This window comes from Microbacterium pollutisoli, from assembly GCF_053586795.1.
On sequence record NZ_JBNYWT010000003.1, the window covers coordinates 179,813 to 195,370 of the forward strand.

The 15,558-nt window shown below is 70.1% G+C and carries 15 protein-coding genes and 1 tRNA gene; 10 read left to right on the top strand and 6 right to left on the bottom strand.

From position 1 onward, the window contains the following. Nucleotides 1-19: 19 nt before the first annotated feature. Nucleotides 20-1,615, bottom strand: coding sequence for an isocitrate lyase (locus ACQ143_RS08760; protein WP_449570307.1), 1,596 nt, complete (start codon nt 1,613-1,615; stop codon nt 20-22). A gap of 36 nt (nt 1,616-1,651) precedes the next feature. Next, nucleotides 1,652-3,343 carry a malate synthase A gene (aceB, locus tag ACQ143_RS08765; protein WP_449570308.1) on the bottom strand — a complete coding sequence of 564 codons (1,692 nt, stop codon included), beginning with the start codon at nt 3,341-3,343 and terminating at the stop codon, nt 1,652-1,654. Nucleotides 3,344-3,479: 136 nt separating this feature from the next. On the opposite strand from aceB, the gene ACQ143_RS08770 reads away from it, so the two are divergent. The 9 genes from ACQ143_RS08770 (at nt 3,480) to rplA (ending at nt 11,233) form a co-directional block, all read left to right on the top strand. Continuing rightward, nucleotides 3,480-4,949 carry a helix-turn-helix domain-containing protein gene (locus ACQ143_RS08770; RefSeq protein ID WP_449570309.1) on the top strand — a complete coding sequence of 490 codons (1,470 nt, stop codon included), beginning with the start codon at nt 3,480-3,482 and terminating at the stop codon, nt 4,947-4,949. 38 nt (nt 4,950-4,987) lie between these two features. After that, nucleotides 4,988-6,343 (top strand): 4-aminobutyrate--2-oxoglutarate transaminase, encoded by a 1,356-nt coding sequence (gabT, locus tag ACQ143_RS08775; RefSeq protein WP_449570310.1) that lies wholly within the window; start codon nt 4,988-4,990, stop codon nt 6,341-6,343. A 35-nt stretch (nt 6,344-6,378) separates the two neighbouring features. Then, nucleotides 6,379-7,740 (top strand): NAD-dependent succinate-semialdehyde dehydrogenase, encoded by a 1,362-nt coding sequence (locus ACQ143_RS08780; protein WP_449570311.1) that lies wholly within the window; start codon nt 6,379-6,381, stop codon nt 7,738-7,740. A 43-nt stretch (nt 7,741-7,783) separates the two neighbouring features. Then, complete coding sequence (locus ACQ143_RS08785; RefSeq protein ID WP_449570312.1) at nt 7,784-8,221, top strand: pyridoxamine 5'-phosphate oxidase family protein; 438 nt, start codon at nt 7,784-7,786, stop codon at nt 8,219-8,221. 147 nt (nt 8,222-8,368) lie between these two features. Continuing rightward, nucleotides 8,369-8,441 (top strand) — tRNA-Trp (locus ACQ143_RS08790). A 72-nt stretch (nt 8,442-8,513) separates the two neighbouring features. Beyond that, the gene (secE, locus tag ACQ143_RS08795) at nt 8,514-8,777 is read left to right on the top strand and encodes a preprotein translocase subunit SecE (protein ID WP_449570313.1); all 264 of its coding nucleotides are present in this window, start codon (nt 8,514-8,516) and stop codon (nt 8,775-8,777) included. 60 nt (nt 8,778-8,837) lie between these two features. Next, complete coding sequence (nusG, locus tag ACQ143_RS08800; RefSeq protein WP_449570314.1) at nt 8,838-9,860, top strand: transcription termination/antitermination protein NusG; 1,023 nt, start codon at nt 8,838-8,840, stop codon at nt 9,858-9,860. Between the two features lie 238 nt (nt 9,861-10,098). Next, a complete protein-coding gene (rplK, locus tag ACQ143_RS08805; protein ID WP_449570315.1) occupies nt 10,099-10,530 on the top strand; it encodes a 50S ribosomal protein L11 in 432 nt (143 codons plus the stop codon). A 13-nt stretch (nt 10,531-10,543) separates the two neighbouring features. After that, the gene (gene rplA, locus ACQ143_RS08810; protein ID WP_449570316.1) at nt 10,544-11,233 is read left to right on the top strand and encodes a 50S ribosomal protein L1; all 690 of its coding nucleotides are present in this window, start codon (nt 10,544-10,546) and stop codon (nt 11,231-11,233) included. 171 nt (nt 11,234-11,404) lie between these two features. Here rplA and ACQ143_RS08815 read toward each other — a convergent pair whose 3' ends face one another. Both ACQ143_RS08815 and ACQ143_RS08820 read right to left on the bottom strand, forming a co-directional pair. Beyond that, nucleotides 11,405-11,680 carry an acylphosphatase gene (locus ACQ143_RS08815; RefSeq protein WP_449570317.1) on the bottom strand — a complete coding sequence of 92 codons (276 nt, stop codon included), beginning with the start codon at nt 11,678-11,680 and terminating at the stop codon, nt 11,405-11,407. Between the two features lie 199 nt (nt 11,681-11,879). Then, on the bottom strand, nt 11,880-12,710 hold the full coding sequence (locus ACQ143_RS08820; protein ID WP_449570318.1) for a LysE/ArgO family amino acid transporter: 831 nt from the start codon (nt 12,708-12,710) through the stop codon (nt 11,880-11,882). A gap of 91 nt (nt 12,711-12,801) precedes the next feature. Here ACQ143_RS08820 and ACQ143_RS08825 point away from each other — a divergent pair, with 91 nt between their 5' ends. After that, nucleotides 12,802-13,689, top strand: a complete 888-nt coding sequence (locus ACQ143_RS08825; protein ID WP_449570319.1) for a LysR family transcriptional regulator ArgP — start codon at nt 12,802-12,804, stop codon at nt 13,687-13,689. 25 nt (nt 13,690-13,714) lie between these two features. On the opposite strand, the gene ACQ143_RS08830 is transcribed toward ACQ143_RS08825, so the two are convergent. Together ACQ143_RS08830 and ACQ143_RS08835 are read right to left on the bottom strand one after the other, a co-directional pair. Beyond that, nucleotides 13,715-14,740, bottom strand: a complete 1,026-nt coding sequence (locus ACQ143_RS08830) for an NADP-dependent oxidoreductase (RefSeq protein WP_449570320.1) — start codon at nt 14,738-14,740, stop codon at nt 13,715-13,717. Between the two features lie 84 nt (nt 14,741-14,824). After that, nucleotides 14,825-15,481: a YqaJ viral recombinase family protein gene (locus ACQ143_RS08835; protein ID WP_449570321.1), complete on the bottom strand. Its 657-nt coding sequence runs from the start codon at nt 15,479-15,481 to the stop codon at nt 14,825-14,827. Nucleotides 15,482-15,558: the final 77 nt, after the last annotated feature.

A 15,558-nucleotide genomic window follows, 5' to 3' on the forward strand; every position in this document is an offset into this window, starting at 1 on the left:
GGATTCCGATCGCGCCGGTTCAGGTGAACTGGTTCATGGTGTTGTCCTTGCCGCCGGCCTTGAGGGCCGCGTCGCCGGCGAAGTACTCCTTGTGGTTGTCGCCGATGTCGCTGCCGGCCATGTTCTGGTGCTTGACGGTCGCGATGCCCTCGCGGATCTCGCGGCGCTGCACACCCTGAACGTAGGCGAGCATGCCCTCGTCGCCGAAGTAGCCCTTGGCCAGGTCGTCGGTCGACAGGGCGGCCGTGTGGTAGGTCGGCAGAGTGATCAGGTGGTGGAAGATGCCGGCCCGGGCCGAGGCGTCCTTCTGGAACGAGCGGATCTTCTCGTCGGCCAGACGCGCGAGCTCGGTGTCGTCGTAGTCGACGTTCATGAGATCGGCGCGGTCGTAGGCCGACACGTCGGCGCCCTGCTCCACGAGCGCGTCGTAGGCCTGCTGGCGGAAGTTGAGCGTCCAGTTGAACGACGGGCTGTTGTTGTAGACCAGCTTCGCGTTCGGGATCACCTTGCGGATCTCATCGACCATGCCGGCGATCTGTGCGACATGCGGCTTCTCGGTCTCGATCCACAGGAGGTCGGCACCGGCCTGCAGCGCCGTGATGCAGTCCAGGACGCACCGCTGCTCACCGGTGCCGGGGCGGAACTGGTACAGGTTGCTGGCCAGGCGCTTCGGGCGCAGCAGCTTGCCCTCGCGGCGGATGACCACGTCGCCGTCGCTCAGCTCGTCGGGCGAGATCTCGTCGACGTCGAGGAACGCGTTGTACTGGTCGCCCAGGTCGCCGGGGGTGTGCGAAACGGCGATCTTCTGCGTGAGCCCGGCCCCGAGCGAGTCGGTGCGCGCCACGATGACCCCGTTGTCGATGCCGAGTTCCAGGAAGGCGTAGCGCACGGCGTTGATCTTCGCGAGGAAGTCCGCGTGCGGCACGGTGACCTTGCCGTCCTGGTGGCCGCACTGCTTCTCGTCGGAGACCTGGTTCTCGATCTGGATCGCGCAGGCACCCGCCTCGATCATCTTCTTGGCGAGCAGGTAGGTCGCCTCGGGGTTGCCGAAGCCGGCGTCGATGTCGGCGATGATCGGCACGACGTGCGTCTCGTAGGTGTCGATCTGCGACTGGATGAACTCGACCGCGGTCTCGTCGCCGGCGGCGCGGGCGTCGTCGAGCTGGGTGAACAGCAGGTCGAGCTCGCGGGCGTCGGCCTGGCGGAGGAACGTGTACAGCTCCTCGATGAGCGCCGGCACTGCCGTCTTCTCGTGCATCGACTGGTCGGGGAGGGGGCCGAACTCGCTGCGGAGCGCGGCGACCATCCACCCGGAGAGGTACAGGTACCGCTTGTTCGTCGACTTCAGGTGCTTCTTGATCGAGATGAGCTTCTGCTGCCCGATGAACCCGTGCCACACGCCGAGCGACTGCGTGTACACCGACGAGTCGGCGTCGTACTCGGCCATGTCGCGGCGCATGATGTCGGCGGTGTACTGCGCGATCTCCAGACCGGTGCGGAACCGGTTCTGCGCGCGCATGCGGGCGACCGACTCCGGGTTGATGGCTTCCCAGCTCGCGCCCTGTTGCTGCACGAGTGCCTCCACCGCGCGGATGTCTTCTGTGTAGGTGGTCATGTCACGTCCTCTTTCAAATGGTTCGCGTTCGGCCGGTCAGTCGGTCTCGACCAGGAAGCGGGCGTATGCGGGCAGGGTCAGGAAGGTCGGGAAGTCCGCACCCAGCGCGACGTCGCGGAACACCTCGGCGGCGTCGTCGAACCGGTCGCCCTCGCGACGCTCGACCTCGGCGAGCACCTCGGTGATCAGCCCCTCGACGTAGTCGCGGGTGATGGCGGTGCCGTCGTCGGTGTGGCGGTCCTGGTGGATCCACTGCCACACCTGCGAGCGGCTGATCTCGGCGGTGGCGGCGTCCTCCATGAGGTTGTCGATCGCGACGGCGCCGAGGCCCCGCAGCCACGCCTCGATGTACTGGATGGCCACCGACACGTTGCCGCGCACGCCCGCCGCGGTGATCGGACGGCCGATGTGCACGTCGATCAGGTCCTCGGCGCGCACCGACACCTCAGGGCGCTGGCGGTCGAGCTGGTTGGGCCGGTCGCCCAGCACGGCGTCGAACTCTGCACGCGCGATCGGGATCAGGTCCGGGTGGGCCACCCACGTGCCGTCGAACCCGTCGCCGGCCTCGCGCTTCTTGTCGGCGGCGACCTTCTCGAACGCCTGCGCGGTCACCTCGGGGTCACGGCGGTTCGGGATGAACGCACTCATGCCGCCGATCGCGAACGCCCCGCGGCGGTGGCACGTCTGCACGAGCAGTTCGGTGTAGGCACGCATGAACGGGACGGTCATGGTGACCTCGCTGCGGTCGGGCAGCACGAACCGGGCGCCGCGGCCGCGGTAGTTCTTGATGATCGAGAAGATGTAGTCCCAGCGGCCCGCGTTCAGGCCCGCGCAGTGGTCGCGCAGCTCGAACAGGATCTCCTCCATCTCGAACGCCGCCGGCAGCGTCTCGATGAGCACCGTGGCGCGGATCGTGCCGTGCGGGATGCCGAGGTGGTCCTCGCTGAAGGTGAAGACGTCGTCCCAGAGCTTGGCCTCTTCGGACGACTCCAGCTTGGGCAGGTAGAAGTACGGGCCGCGGCCGGCGTCGATCAGCGCCTGCGCGTTGTGGAAGAAGTAGAGCCCGAAGTCGACGAGCGAACCGGATGCCGCCAGGGCGCGTCCGGCGCGGTCGGTGAACCGGATGTGGTTCTCGGTCAGGTGCCAGCCGCGCGGACGCATGACGATGGTCGGCGTCTGCTCGGCGGTGACCTCGTAGGTCTTGCCCTCGGGGCTCGTGTAGCGCAGCTCGCCGCGGATGGCGTCGCGCAGCGACAGCTGCCCCTCGATCACGTTGCGCCACGTGGGGCTGGTCGCGTCCTCCTGGTCGGCCAGCCACACCTTGGCGCCCGAGTTGAGCGCGTTGATGGTCATCTTGGGGTCGGTGGGTCCGGTGATCTCGACGCGGCGGTCCTCCAGGCCGGGGCCGGCGCCGGCGACCTGCCAGCTGTCGTCTTCGCGGATGTGGCGGGTGTCGGCGCGGAAGGCCGGGTCGTGGCCGTTGCCGATCTCGAAGCGGCGGCGCAGCCGGTCGGACAGCCGGTCGTGGCGGCGGCCCGAGAAGCGCTGGTGGAGCTCGGCGAGGAACGCGATGGCGTCGGGGGTGAGGATCTCGTCGTAGCGGTCACGGATCGGGCCGAGGACCTCGATGCCTCCGGATCCGGTGGTGATCGGTCCCGTCGTGGGACGGATCGGGTCGATCTCGATGTCACTGGTGGTGGGCGCGATGCCCGTGGCGGTGGGAGTCATTGCCCTGTCTTTCTGCGAGGTGGATGCCGGGGTCCGGCGGGTCGTGACTCCACTCTGTGTGAAGTTCCACCTCACTGTTGACCAAGTGCGGTGTGAAGTTTGCTGGATCTTCACGTTCTGTGACACACTCGCGGACATGACGATCATCGATGTTTCGCCCCCGGACACCGCGGACGAGGCCGACGCGCTCACGATCGGCCGTCGTATCCGGCAGTTGCGCACCGCGCGCGGCATGACCCTGGACGAGCTGGCCGCGGCCGTCGAACGCGCCCCCAGCCAGCTGTCGATGATCGAGACCGGCAAGCGCGAGCCCAAGCTCACCCTGCTGCGGGCGATCGCCAAGGCGCTGGGGGTGACCGTAGACGCGCTGCTCGAAGCGGAGACCCTCGACGAGCGCGCCACGCTCGAGATCGCGCTCGAGCGCGCGATGAAGGGGCAGACCTTCCAGTCGCTGGGCATCGCCCCGTTCCGCATCGGGCGTGCCGTCCCCGACGAGGTGCTGCGGGCCCTGCTGGCCTTACAGGGGGAGATCGAGCGCCTCGGTGACGAGCGTTCGGCCACACCCGAGGAGGCGCGGCGCGCCAACGTCGAACTGCGCCACCTCATGCGGCGGCAGGACAACTACTTCGCCGAGCTCGAAGACCGGGCGCGCGCGGTGCTCGCCGCCGTCGACCACCCGGGCGGTCCGCTCACTCAGCGCACGGCCAGCGATATCGCCGCCCACCTGGGGTTCTCCCTGCACTACGTGCCCGACCTGCCGGCATCCACCCGCAGCGTCGCCGACCTGCGCCACGGCCGGCTCTACCTGTCGAGCCGGGTGCCCGCCAAGGGCGACTCGCGCACGCCCGTGCTGCAGGCGCTGGCCAGCCGCATCCTGGGGCACGCCGAGCCGCGGTCGTATGCCGAGTTCCTGCGCCAGCGGGTGGAGACCAACTACCTGACCGGCGCGATGCTGATCCCCGAAGACCATGCGGTGCCGTTCCTGCAGGATGCCAAGAACCGGCGCGCGATCTCGATCGAAGACCTGCGCGACGCGTACTCGGTCTCGTACGAGACCGCCGCGCACCGGTTCACGAACCTCGCCACCCGGCACCTCGACATCCCGGTGCACTTCCTGAAGGTGCACGAGTCGGGCACCATCACCAAGGTCTACGAGAACGACGACGTGAACTTCCCCGCCGACCGGCTCGGCTCGATCGAAGGCCAGCTGTGCTGCCGCAAGTGGACGAGCCGGGTCGTGTTCGACGTGCCCGACAAGTTCAACCCGTACTACCAGTACACCGACACGGGCAACGGCACCTACTGGTGCACCGCGCGCGTGGAGACCTCGAGCGAAGGCGCGCACTCGGTCAGTGTGGGCGTGCGCTTCGACGACACGAAGTGGTTCATCGGCCGTGAGACCACCAACCGCGGCGTGTCGCGGCACGCGGTCGAGGTGTGCTGCCGCCGCGCACCGGCCGAACTCGAGGGGCACTGGCGCGACCAGGCGTGGCCGAACGTGCGCACCCCGCGGACATTGCTGGCGACGCTGCCGACCGGCTCGTTCCCCGGAGTCGACACCACCGACCTGTACGAGTTCCTCGAGAGCCACGCGCCCCAGGACTGACCCACCCGCGGCCGTCGCCGCCGGGATACGCTCGGAGCATGAGCGTCAATGTCGACGACGTCGTCCCGGTGGGCGGGCCCGACCTGCCCCAGCAACGGCGCCTGGTCACCCCGCTGCCCGGTCCCCGTTCGCAGCAGATCCTCGCGCGGAAGGCCGATGCGGTGGCGGCCGGTGTGGCGCACACCGTGCCGATCGCGGCGGTCGCCGCCGGGGGAGGGGTCGTGGTCGACGCCGACGGCAACTCGCTCATCGACCTCGGCTCGGGCATCGCAGTGACCACCGTCGGCAACGCGCACCCGAAGGTCGTGGCCGCGGTGCAGGAGCAGATCGCGCGCTTCGCCCACACGTGCTTCATGATCTCGCCGTACGAGGGCTACATCGCCGTCGCCGAGGCTCTCGGCCGGCTCACCCCGGGCGACCACGCCAAGAAGTCCGCGCTGTTCAACTCCGGCGCCGAAGCCGTCGAGAACGCCGTCAAGATCGCCCGCACGGCCACCGGACGCCAGGCGGTCGTCGCGTTCGACCACGCCTACCACGGCCGCACCAACCTGACCATGGCACTGACCGCGAAGGCCATGCCTTACAAGCGCGGTTTCGGGCCGTTCGCCGGCGAGGTGTACCGCGTGCCCGGCTCGTATCCGTTCCGCGACGGGCTGAGCGGGGTGGATGCCGCGGCACGCGCGATCGCGCTGATCGAAGCGCAGGTGGGTGCCGATCAGGTCGCAGCGGTGGTCCTCGAGCCGATCCAGGGCGAAGGCGGCTTCATCGTCCCCGCGGACGGGTTCCTGCCGGCGGTCGCCGAGTGGTGCCGCGCCCACGGGGTCGTGTTCATCGCCGATGAGGTGCAGACCGGGTTCGCCCGCACCGGCACGATGTTCGCCTGCGAGCAGTTCGGCGTCGTACCCGACCTGGTCGCCACGGCCAAAGGCATCGCCGCGGGGATGCCGCTGTCGGCGGTGACCGGCCGCGCCGAGCTCATGGACACCGTGCACCCCGGCGGCCTCGGCGGCACCTACGGCGGAAACCCCGTCGCGTGCGCCGCGGCGCTCGCCGCCCTCGAGGTGTACGAGACCGAAGGACTCCCCGCCCGAGCCGCAGCGATCGGGCACATCCTGACCGGCCGGCTCACCGGCATCCGCTCGACCGACGCGCGCCTCGGAGACGTGCGCGGTCGCGGCGCGATGGTCGCCGCGGAGTTCGTCGACCCGGCCACCGGGGCTCCCGACGCCGCCCTCGCCGCGGCCGTCGCCCGCGCCTGCATCGCCGACGGCGTCATCGTGCTCACGTGCGGCACGTTCGGGAACGTGCTGCGCTTCCTGCCGCCGCTGTCGATCGGCGACCCCCTGCTCGAAGAAGGACTCGACGTCGTCGCGGCATCCCTCGCGGCGGCGTGACACCGGCGCCCATCCGCGCCCCGATCGGAGGACACATGACCGGCTACACCGTCACCAACCCCGCCACCGGCGAGCAGCTCGCCACCTATCCGCCCGCCACCGACGCCGACGTCGCCCAGGGCATCGCCGACGCCCACGCGGCAGCCGAAGGGTGGGGGCGCACCTCGACGCCGGCCGAGCGCGCCGAGCTGCTGCGCCGGGCCGCACAGCTGCACCGCGAGCGCCGCGACGAGCTGGCCGAGGCGATCGTGAACGAGATGGGGAAGCCGATCGAAGCCGCCCGCGGCGAGGTGGACTTCGCCGCCGATATCACCGAGTACTACGCCGACCACATCGACGAGATCACCGCCGACGTGCCGGTGCCCATCGAAGGGGCCGGCAGCGCCGTGATCCGGCGCGCCCCGCTCGGTGTGCTGCTGGGCGTGATGCCGTGGAACTTCCCGTACTACCAGGTCGCCCGCTTCGCCGCGCCCAACCTCGCGCTGGGCAACACCATCATCCTCAAGCACGCCGAGAAGTGCCCGGCCTCGGCGGCCGCGATCGCGCGCATCTACGACGATGCCGGCTTCCCGCGCGGTGCCTACGTCAACCTCTACCTCTCGCACGAGCAGGCCGCCGACGTGATCGCCGACCCGCGGGTGCGTGGCGTGTCGGTGACCGGCTCCGAACGTGCCGGCGCGGCCGTGGCGGAGGTCGCCGGGCGTCATCTGAAGAAGGTCGCGCTCGAGCTGGGCGGCTCCGACCCGTTCCTCCTGCTCAGCACCTCCGACCTGGACGCGGTCGTCGCGCAGGCGGTCGACGCCCGGCTGGACAACACCGGCCAGTCGTGCAACGCCGCCAAGCGCTTCATCGTGGTATCCGACCTGTACGACGTGTTCGTCGAGAAGTTCGCCGCGGCCATGGCGGCGGCGACCGTCGGCGACCCGTTCGACGATGTCGTGCTGGGCCCGCTGTCGTCACTGGCGGCCGCCGAGCGCCTGGAGCAGCAGGTGGCCGACGCCGTGGCCGACGGCGCCCAGGTCGTCACCGGCGGCACGCGCGACGGCGCCTTCTTCACCCCGACGGTGCTGACCGGGGTCACCGCCGCGATGCGGGCCTATCGCGAAGAGCTGTTCGGTCCGGTGGCCGTGGTCTATCGCGCCGAGGACGAGGACGACGCGGTGCGCATCGCCAACGACACGCCCTTCGGGCTCGGATCGTATGTGTTCACCACCGATGCGGCACAGGCCCAGCGCGTGGCCGACCGCCTGGAGGCGGGCATGGTGTTCGTCAATCTGGTGCTCGCCGACGAGGCCGGGCTGCCCTTCGGTGGTGTCAAGCGCAGCGGCACCGGACGCGAACTGGGCCTGCTCGGCGCCGACGAGTTCGTGAACAAGAAACTCATTCGCATCGCCTGAGACTGCGATGGCGCCGCGGCGCGATCGGCGAGAGGATGGAAGCATGGAAGAGAACCCGGAAGTGGTCGCGCGGCTCAGCGACCAGGAGTGCTGGGAGCGCCTCGCCGGACAGGCGCTGGGGAGGCTCGTGACGCATGTCGGGGACGTGCTGGACATCTTCCCCGTCAACTACGTCGTCGACGGCGCCTCGCTGGTGTTCCGCACCGCCGAGGGCAGCAAGCTGACCGAGCTGACGATCAACGACGAGGTGCTGTTCGAGGTCGACGCGTACAGCGAGACCGACGCCTGGAGCGTCGTGGTGCGCGGTCGGGCCGAGCGGCTGACCACCGGCGACGAGGTGCGGGCCGCTGACGAACTGCCCCTGAAGCCCTGGATCCCCACGCTGAAGTACAACTACGTGCGCATCACGCCCACCTCGATGTCGGGGCGCGCCTTCGTGCGCAGCGACGAGCCCGATCGGTACGGCATCCAGCAGTACTGAGCACGGCCGGGCTGATTCGCTCCCCGCCGCGGGCATGACGTACACTGGACGACGCAGTTGTCTGCATTCTTTCGCCGTGCCCAGCGAACGGGAAATCCCGCGATCCGGTTACGGTGGAGGTGTGGACACCCAGGGTCGCCAGACCTTAGGGCGGTAGCTCAATTGGCAGAGCAGCGGTCTCCAAAACCGCAGGTTGCAGGTTCGATTCCTGTCCGCCCTGCGCGCGTCAGCGATCACGCTGGCACCACGCGCCAGCAGCGTGCTGGCACGAAACACATCACAGGTGGGTTGCATGGTCCAGGATGAGCCGAACGGCGAAATCGTCGCGGCAGGCGGCGCGACCCGTGAGAAGAAGCTGAACTTCTTCCAGCGGATCGCACTGTTCATCCGGCAGGTGTTCGCCGAACTGCGCAAGGTCGTCACCCCGACCCGGCAGGAGCTCGTCAAGTTCACGGCGGTCGTCCTCGGCTTCGTCGTCGTCCTGATGGGCTTCGTCTACGGGCTCGACCTGCTGTTCACGTGGGTCGTGGACGTCATCTTCGGCATTCCGGGCTGAATCCGGCCCGAAGCACGCCCCTGACGACCGGCATCCGCACACCAATGGAAGAGAACGCAAGTGTCTGAAAGATATGTCGACGACGCCGACTGGTCGACCGCGGCCGAGCAGTCGAGCGAGGACGACGAAGCGCAGGAGGGCAACGTCCTGGCCGACCAGGAACGCTCCGCCCAGGCGCCGGAGCAGGCCGCCGTCCACGTCGTCGACACCGACGCCGACGACGCGGATCCGTCCGACGCCGACCTGGACGACATCGACATCGACGACCCGGAGGCAGACGCCATCGTGAACGACGCACTTGAGATCGACGAAGCCGCCGAGGCCGCCGCTGCCGCCGAGGTGCTCAACGACTCGCTGGCCGAAGAGACCGCCGAGCGCGCCGCCGAGGCCGCCGACGAGGTCACCCCCTACGACGGCCCCGAGGTGGGCGCCGACGAGGACGACGAGGCGGACAGCGAGCCGGTCGACCCGTACGAGGAGTTCCGCGCCGAGCTGCGGTCGTTGCCCGGCAAGTGGTACGTCATCCACTCGTACGCCGGCTTCGAGCGCAAGGTGAAGGCCAACATCGAGCAGCGCAAGTCGACGCTCGAGGTCGAAGAGGACATCTACCAGGTCGAAGTCCCCATGGAGGACGTCGTCGAGATCAAGAACGGGCAGCGCAAGATGGTCACGCGCGTCCGGATCCCCGGCTACGTGCTGGTGCGCATGGAGCTCAACGAAGACACCTGGTCGGTCGTGCGACACACGCCCGGTGTCACCGGCTTCGTGGGCAACGCCCACAACCCGACCCCGCTGCGCTTCGAAGAGGCCTTCAACATGCTGAAGTCGCTCGTCGAGGTCAAGGAGGTCGCCCCGGCAAAGGGCGGCGGCGCCAAGGCCGCGGCCACGCAGAGCCGGGCCATCCCGGCCGAGGTCGACTTCGAGATCGGCGAGACCATCACCATCAAGGAAGGCTCGTTCGCCGGCCTTCCCGGTTCGATCAGCGAGATCAAGCCCGAGAGCGGCAAGCTCACCGTGCTCGTGTCGCTGTTCGAGCGTGAGACCCCCGTCGAGCTGTCGTTCGACCAGGTCACCAAGCTCTGACACCGCCGGGTCGTCCGACCCGCTGTGCACCCGACGCCCCGCCGGCCCGCACCGGCGGGGCGTCGGTGCCTGTCGGGGTGCCTGCCGGCCTGTGGCGCACCGGGGTGCGGACATGACGTAGGATGGGGAGGTTGCACGTGCGCGCTCCGGCGCGCCCGCGCACTGCACCGCCGCCCGGAACGGCCGGGTCCGCGGGAGAGGGATGCCACCGGCATCCACTCGAGGAAAGGAAATCACCATGGCACCGAAGAAGAAGGTGACCGGCCTGATCAAGCTCCAGATCAACGCCGGCGCCGCCAACCCGGCGCCGCCGATCGGGCCCGCGCTCGGTCAGCACGGCGTCAACATCATGGAGTTCTGCAAGGCGTACAACGCCGCGACCGAGTCGCAGCGCGGCAACGTCGTCCCCGTCGAGATCACCGTCTACGAGGACCGCAGCTTCACCTTCATCCTGAAGACCCCGCCGGCCGCCGAGCTCATCAAGAAGGCCGCGGGCGTGGGCAAGGGCTCGTCGACCCCGCACACCGCTAAGGTGGGCAAGCTCACCAAGGACCAGGTGCGCCAGATCGCCGAGACCAAGCAGCCCGACCTGAACGCGAACGACCTCGAGGCCGCCTCGAAGATCATCGCCGGCACCGCCCGTTCCATGGGCATCACGGTTGAGGACTGAGGGGGTAACGACAATGGCTAAGTCCAAGGTTTACGCAGCTTCCGCGGCCAAGATCGACCGCGACAAGTTCTACACGTCCACCGAGGCCGTCGCCCTCGCCAAGGAGACCGGCTCGAAGAAGTTCGACTCCACTGTCGAGGTCGCCCTCAAGCTCGCGGTCGACCCGCGCAAGGCCGACCAGATGGTCCGCGGCACCGTCATGCTGCCCCACGGCACCGGCAAGACCGCCCGCGTCATCGTGTTCGCCAACGGCCCGGCCGCCGAGGCGGCCATCGCCGCGGGTGCGGACGAGGTCGGTGGCGCCGAGCTGATCGAGAAGGTCGCCGGTGGCTGGACCGACTTCGACGCCGCCGTCTCGACCCCCGAGCTCATGGGCCAGGTCGGCCGCCTGGGTAAGGTGCTCGGTCCCCGTGGCCTCATGCCGAACCCCAAGACCGGCACCGTGACCCCCAACCCGGCCAAGGCCGTCGAGGAGATCAAGGGCGGCAAGATCGAGTTCCGCGTCGACAAGCACGCCAACGTGCACTTCATCGTCGGCAAGGCCTCGTTCACGGCCGAGCAGCTGGACGAGAACTTCAAGGCCGCGCTCGAGGAGATCGTGCGCCTGAAGCCGTCGAGCGCGAAGGGCCGCTACATCCAGAAGGGCGCCGTGTCGACCACCTTCGGTCCCGGCATCCCGCTGGACGTCAACTCCATCGCCTGACACCTGTCACGCACGACGGGCCTCACCTTCGGGTGGGGCCCGTCGTCGTCTGTCCGGCGCCGTGCCGGGGGATGCCGGGGTTCACGCCGTGGCGGGCCGCGGTCACGCCGTGCCGGGGCCGCGGTCCACGCCGTGGCGGGGCCGCGGCTCGCGCCCTGCCTGGGCCGCGGTTCACGCCGTCGGCAGCACCTCGAATCCGCCGGCGCCGGTGGCCGCGGCATCCGTCACCTGCGCCCCGGTGACCCGGGAGCCGGGCGGGCCCTCCGCCATCCACGCGAGCACTTCGTCCACTTGCGTCTCCGGGCCTTCGAGCTCGGCCTCCACGGTGCCGTCGCGGCGGTTGCGCACCCAGCCGGCGACGCCCGCCTCGCGCGCGACCATCCGCAGGGTGTACCGATAGCCCACGCCCTGGACCTCGCCGGACACGATCACGTGCACGCGTCTCATGGCTCCATCCTGTCGTGGACGTTGGGGAAACGACAGGCTGCGCCCCAGGGCACGCGGCGCTGTGGGCACCGGATGCCGGGGGCACGAAGTTCACAGAATGACGCGAAGTTCACACGATTTCGGCGTTTCGATCCGAACTTCGCGCGATTCTGCGAACGTGGGCGGCGCCGTGCGCGGGTGCGACGGCCCGGAGCCGGGGTCACGCTCCGAGCACGGGCAGCGCGAGGCCGACCGCGAGCACGAGCATGATGGCGGCGATGATGCCGTCGAGCACGCGCCACGACCGCGGCGTGCGCAGCCAGCGCCCGAAATGCCGGGCGCCGAAGCCGAGGCCGGTGAACCAGAGGATGCTTCCCAGCACCGCGCCGCCGGCGAACAGCCAGCGGTCGTCGCCGTGTGTCGCGGCGATCGACCCCAGCATGAGCACGGTGTCGAGGTAGACATGGGGGTTCAGCCAGGTGAGGGCGAGGGTTGTGAGCACGACCGCGGACAACCGGGTGGAGCCCGGCGCTCCGGTTGCTCGGCTCGGTCTGGGCATCGTCCTTCGGACGGCGGCCGGCGCTGTGGGGGATGCCGGAGCGGCAGAGTCGCCGGCCTGCCCCGCGCCCTGAACGCCGGTGCCGTCGCCTCCCACGCCCGCTTCGTCGACGCGCAGCACCGCCTCGGCGCTGCCTGCACCCGCTTCGTCGCCGCGCAGCCCGGACTCGTCGGTGCCCACGCCCGCTTCCTCGACGCGCAGCCCCGTCTCCTCGCCGCGCCATGCCCGCCGGGCGGCGAGCAGTGCGTAGCCGAGCAGGAACGGCGCACCCGCCACTCGTGCCGCATTCTCGAGCCACGGTGCGGCCGTCAGCAGCGCGCCGAGCCCGGCGACACCGGCGACGATGAGGACCGCGTCCGAGGCCGCGCACAGCACGACGACCACGAGCACGTGGTCCCGCCGCAGCCCCTGGCGTAGCACGAAGACGTTCTGCGCCCCGATGGCGACGATGAGCGACAGGCCGAGCCCGAGACCGGCCAGAACAGAGATCACCCTGTCGACCCTAGGGAGTACGCGACATAAGCGCCAGTTACGAACTCTTCAGCATCATGAACACACCTGAAGATTGCGCTAGCCTGCTCGGATGAGGATCGACCCGGAGCTGGCAGCCACGGTCGCCGCCGTCGTCGACGAGGGGACGCTCGATGCGGCCGCCCGCCGGCTGCGGATCACGCCGTCCGCGGTGAGCCAGCGGCTGAAGGCGCTCGAGCACCAGCTCGGTCGTGTCCTGGTCGTGCGCTCGCGACCGGTGCGGCCCACACCGGCCGGAGAAGCCGTCGTCCGCCTGGCACGTCAGATCCGGCTGCTCGAGCACGAAGCGCTCGCCGCGTTCGGCGTCGACGAGTCGGCGCGGGTCCGCGTCCCACTGGCCGTCAACGCCGACTCGATGGCGACCTGGTTCCTGCCGCCGCTCGCGCGGCTGAGCCGCCGGTGGCCGATCGACTTCGACCTGCACCGTGACGACCAGAGCGTGACCACCGCCTTGCTCGAGTCGGGCACGGTCATGGCCGCTGTCACGAGCGACCACATCCCGGTCGCCGGGTGCACTGTGACCCCGCTGGGGATCATGGAGTATCTGCCGGTGGCCGCCCCCGGCTACCTCGCCCGCCACTTCGCCGACGGCGTGCACGCCGACGCGCTCGCGGTGGCGCCGTTCGTCGACTTCGACCGGCGGGACGAGCTGCAGCATCAGTGGCTCGGCACGTGGGGCGTCGCCGCGCAGGACGTGCCCCGCCACTACGTGCCCGCCTCGCACGACTTCGCCCAGGCGGTGCGCCTCGGCATGGGCTGGGCGCTGCTGCCGGCACTGCAGGCCGAAACCGGTCTCGCCGACGGGTCCCTGGTGCGGATGCCGGGGGAGACCGTCCGGGTGCCCCATTACTGGCAGCAGTGGAACCTCCGCTCCGAGCTCATCGACCGCGTAGCCGCCGAGATCGCCACCGAGGCGCGCACCGCCCTGCGCCGGAAGTGACCGCCGAATCCGCGCCGGAGGCGACTCAGCCGGCCCGGACCTGCAGCACGATCTTGCCGCGGGTGTGACCGCGTTCGAGCGCGGCGTGCGCCGCCGGGGCGGCGGACAGGTCGAACACCTCGTCGACGTAGACCCGGATCATGCCCGCGTCGAGCAGCCGGGTGAGGGTGGCCAGAGCCGTACCGTCGGGGACGACCTTGTGCTGCGTCGCCCGCACGCCGGCCGCCGCGGCCTCGGCCGCATACTCGGGGAACGCGCCGGTCGGCACCATGATGTACAGGCCGCCCGGGCGCAGCACCCGCAGCGAACGCGACCCGGTGTCGTCGTGCACGTTGCCGACCAGGTCGATGACGACGTCCACCTCCTGCACCGTATCTTCGAAGCGCGTCGCCTGATAGTCGATGACCTCACGTGCCCCGAGCTCGCGCAGCCACTCTCCGTTGCGCGCCGATCCGGTCGCGATCACGTGCGCACCGAAGTACGCCGCCAGTTGCACCGCGAAGTGCCCGACGCCGCCGGCCCCCGCGTGGATGAGGATCCGCTGACCCTCATGCGCATGCGCGGTCTCGACGACCAGCCCCCAGGCGGTGAGGGCGGCCAGCGGGACGGCGGCCGCCTCGGCATGCGAGAGGGATTGCGGCTTGCGGGCCACCGACAGGGTGGGAACGACCACGTACTCTGCGTACGTGCCACCGGTGCGGGGGAACGGGACCATCCCGTACACCTCGGTGCCGGCCGGCAGGTGATGCGACTCGTCGGGCGCCTGGACGACGACGCCGCTGAAGTCGAACCCGAGCGTGCTCGGGAAGCGCTCGATCGCGCCGGCCACGCCGCGTCCGGCGCGCGTCTTGGCGTCGATCGGGTTGATGCCGGCGGCCACCACGCGCACGAGCAGTTCGCTCAGCACCGGCGACGGGGTGGGCACCTCCGCGTCGCGCAGCACCTCCGGGGCGCCGGGCTCGTCGAACACCATCGCACGCATGGTCGGCGGCGGCGGGCTGACCGGCACGGTCGGGGGAGCGGACGACGGATGCAGCGGCCGAAAGCGCATGGTGACCTCCTTCGCCCCCGGCGGGGTGCCCGGGCCCGATCCAGTCAACCCGATTTCCGGTTTCGGATGTGTTACGCCTGCGCGTCAGTCCGCCAGTGCGAGCGCGCGGAAGGGCTGGCGGGCCGGTTCCGGTGCCGGTGGGGACTGTGTGCGCCGGCGCAATTGGGTCCGCCGGTAGAGTTCATCGATCAGGTCGGTGGCCAGGTTCACGAGTCTGCGGATCTCGCGTTCGTCGCGGTCGACCCAGGCGCAGCGGGGCTCGTCGCCCACGGGCACGAAGTCCTCGTGCTGCTCCCACACGACGAGTGTGCGTTCGGCGCCGAGCACGTGCTGCTGCCACCAGACCTGCCGCAGGTAGTTGCGGGGGATGGACCGCCAGGTCTTGTTGGTGGTCTTGATCTCGGCGAGCGTGATGCGGCCGTCGGCATCGACCGCGACCCCGTCGGGCGTGGCGAGGTGCCGCGTCTCGATCACCGCATGGAACAGCGCCGACGACGGCTGGATGCCGTGGGTGGCGGCGACCCACGCCGCGATCTCCGGTTCGCGGCGACGGCCGTGATCGGTGTACGCGTTGCCCGAGAAGCCGGAGCCGCCCAGCTTCGCGTCCGCCGCACGGGCGATGGCCTTCTCGCTCGTGAGCCCGGCCACGTCGGTGGCGGTGATGCCGCGCGAGCGGGCCCGGATCCACCCGACGCGGTCGCGCGAGTCGGCGATGATGCGCGCAGCCAGTTCGGGGGTCACCCATCGAGGCTAACCCGCGCGTGCGCAGACCCGAGCCGCGACACCCGCCCCGGCCGATCGTGCCGACGTGGACCACG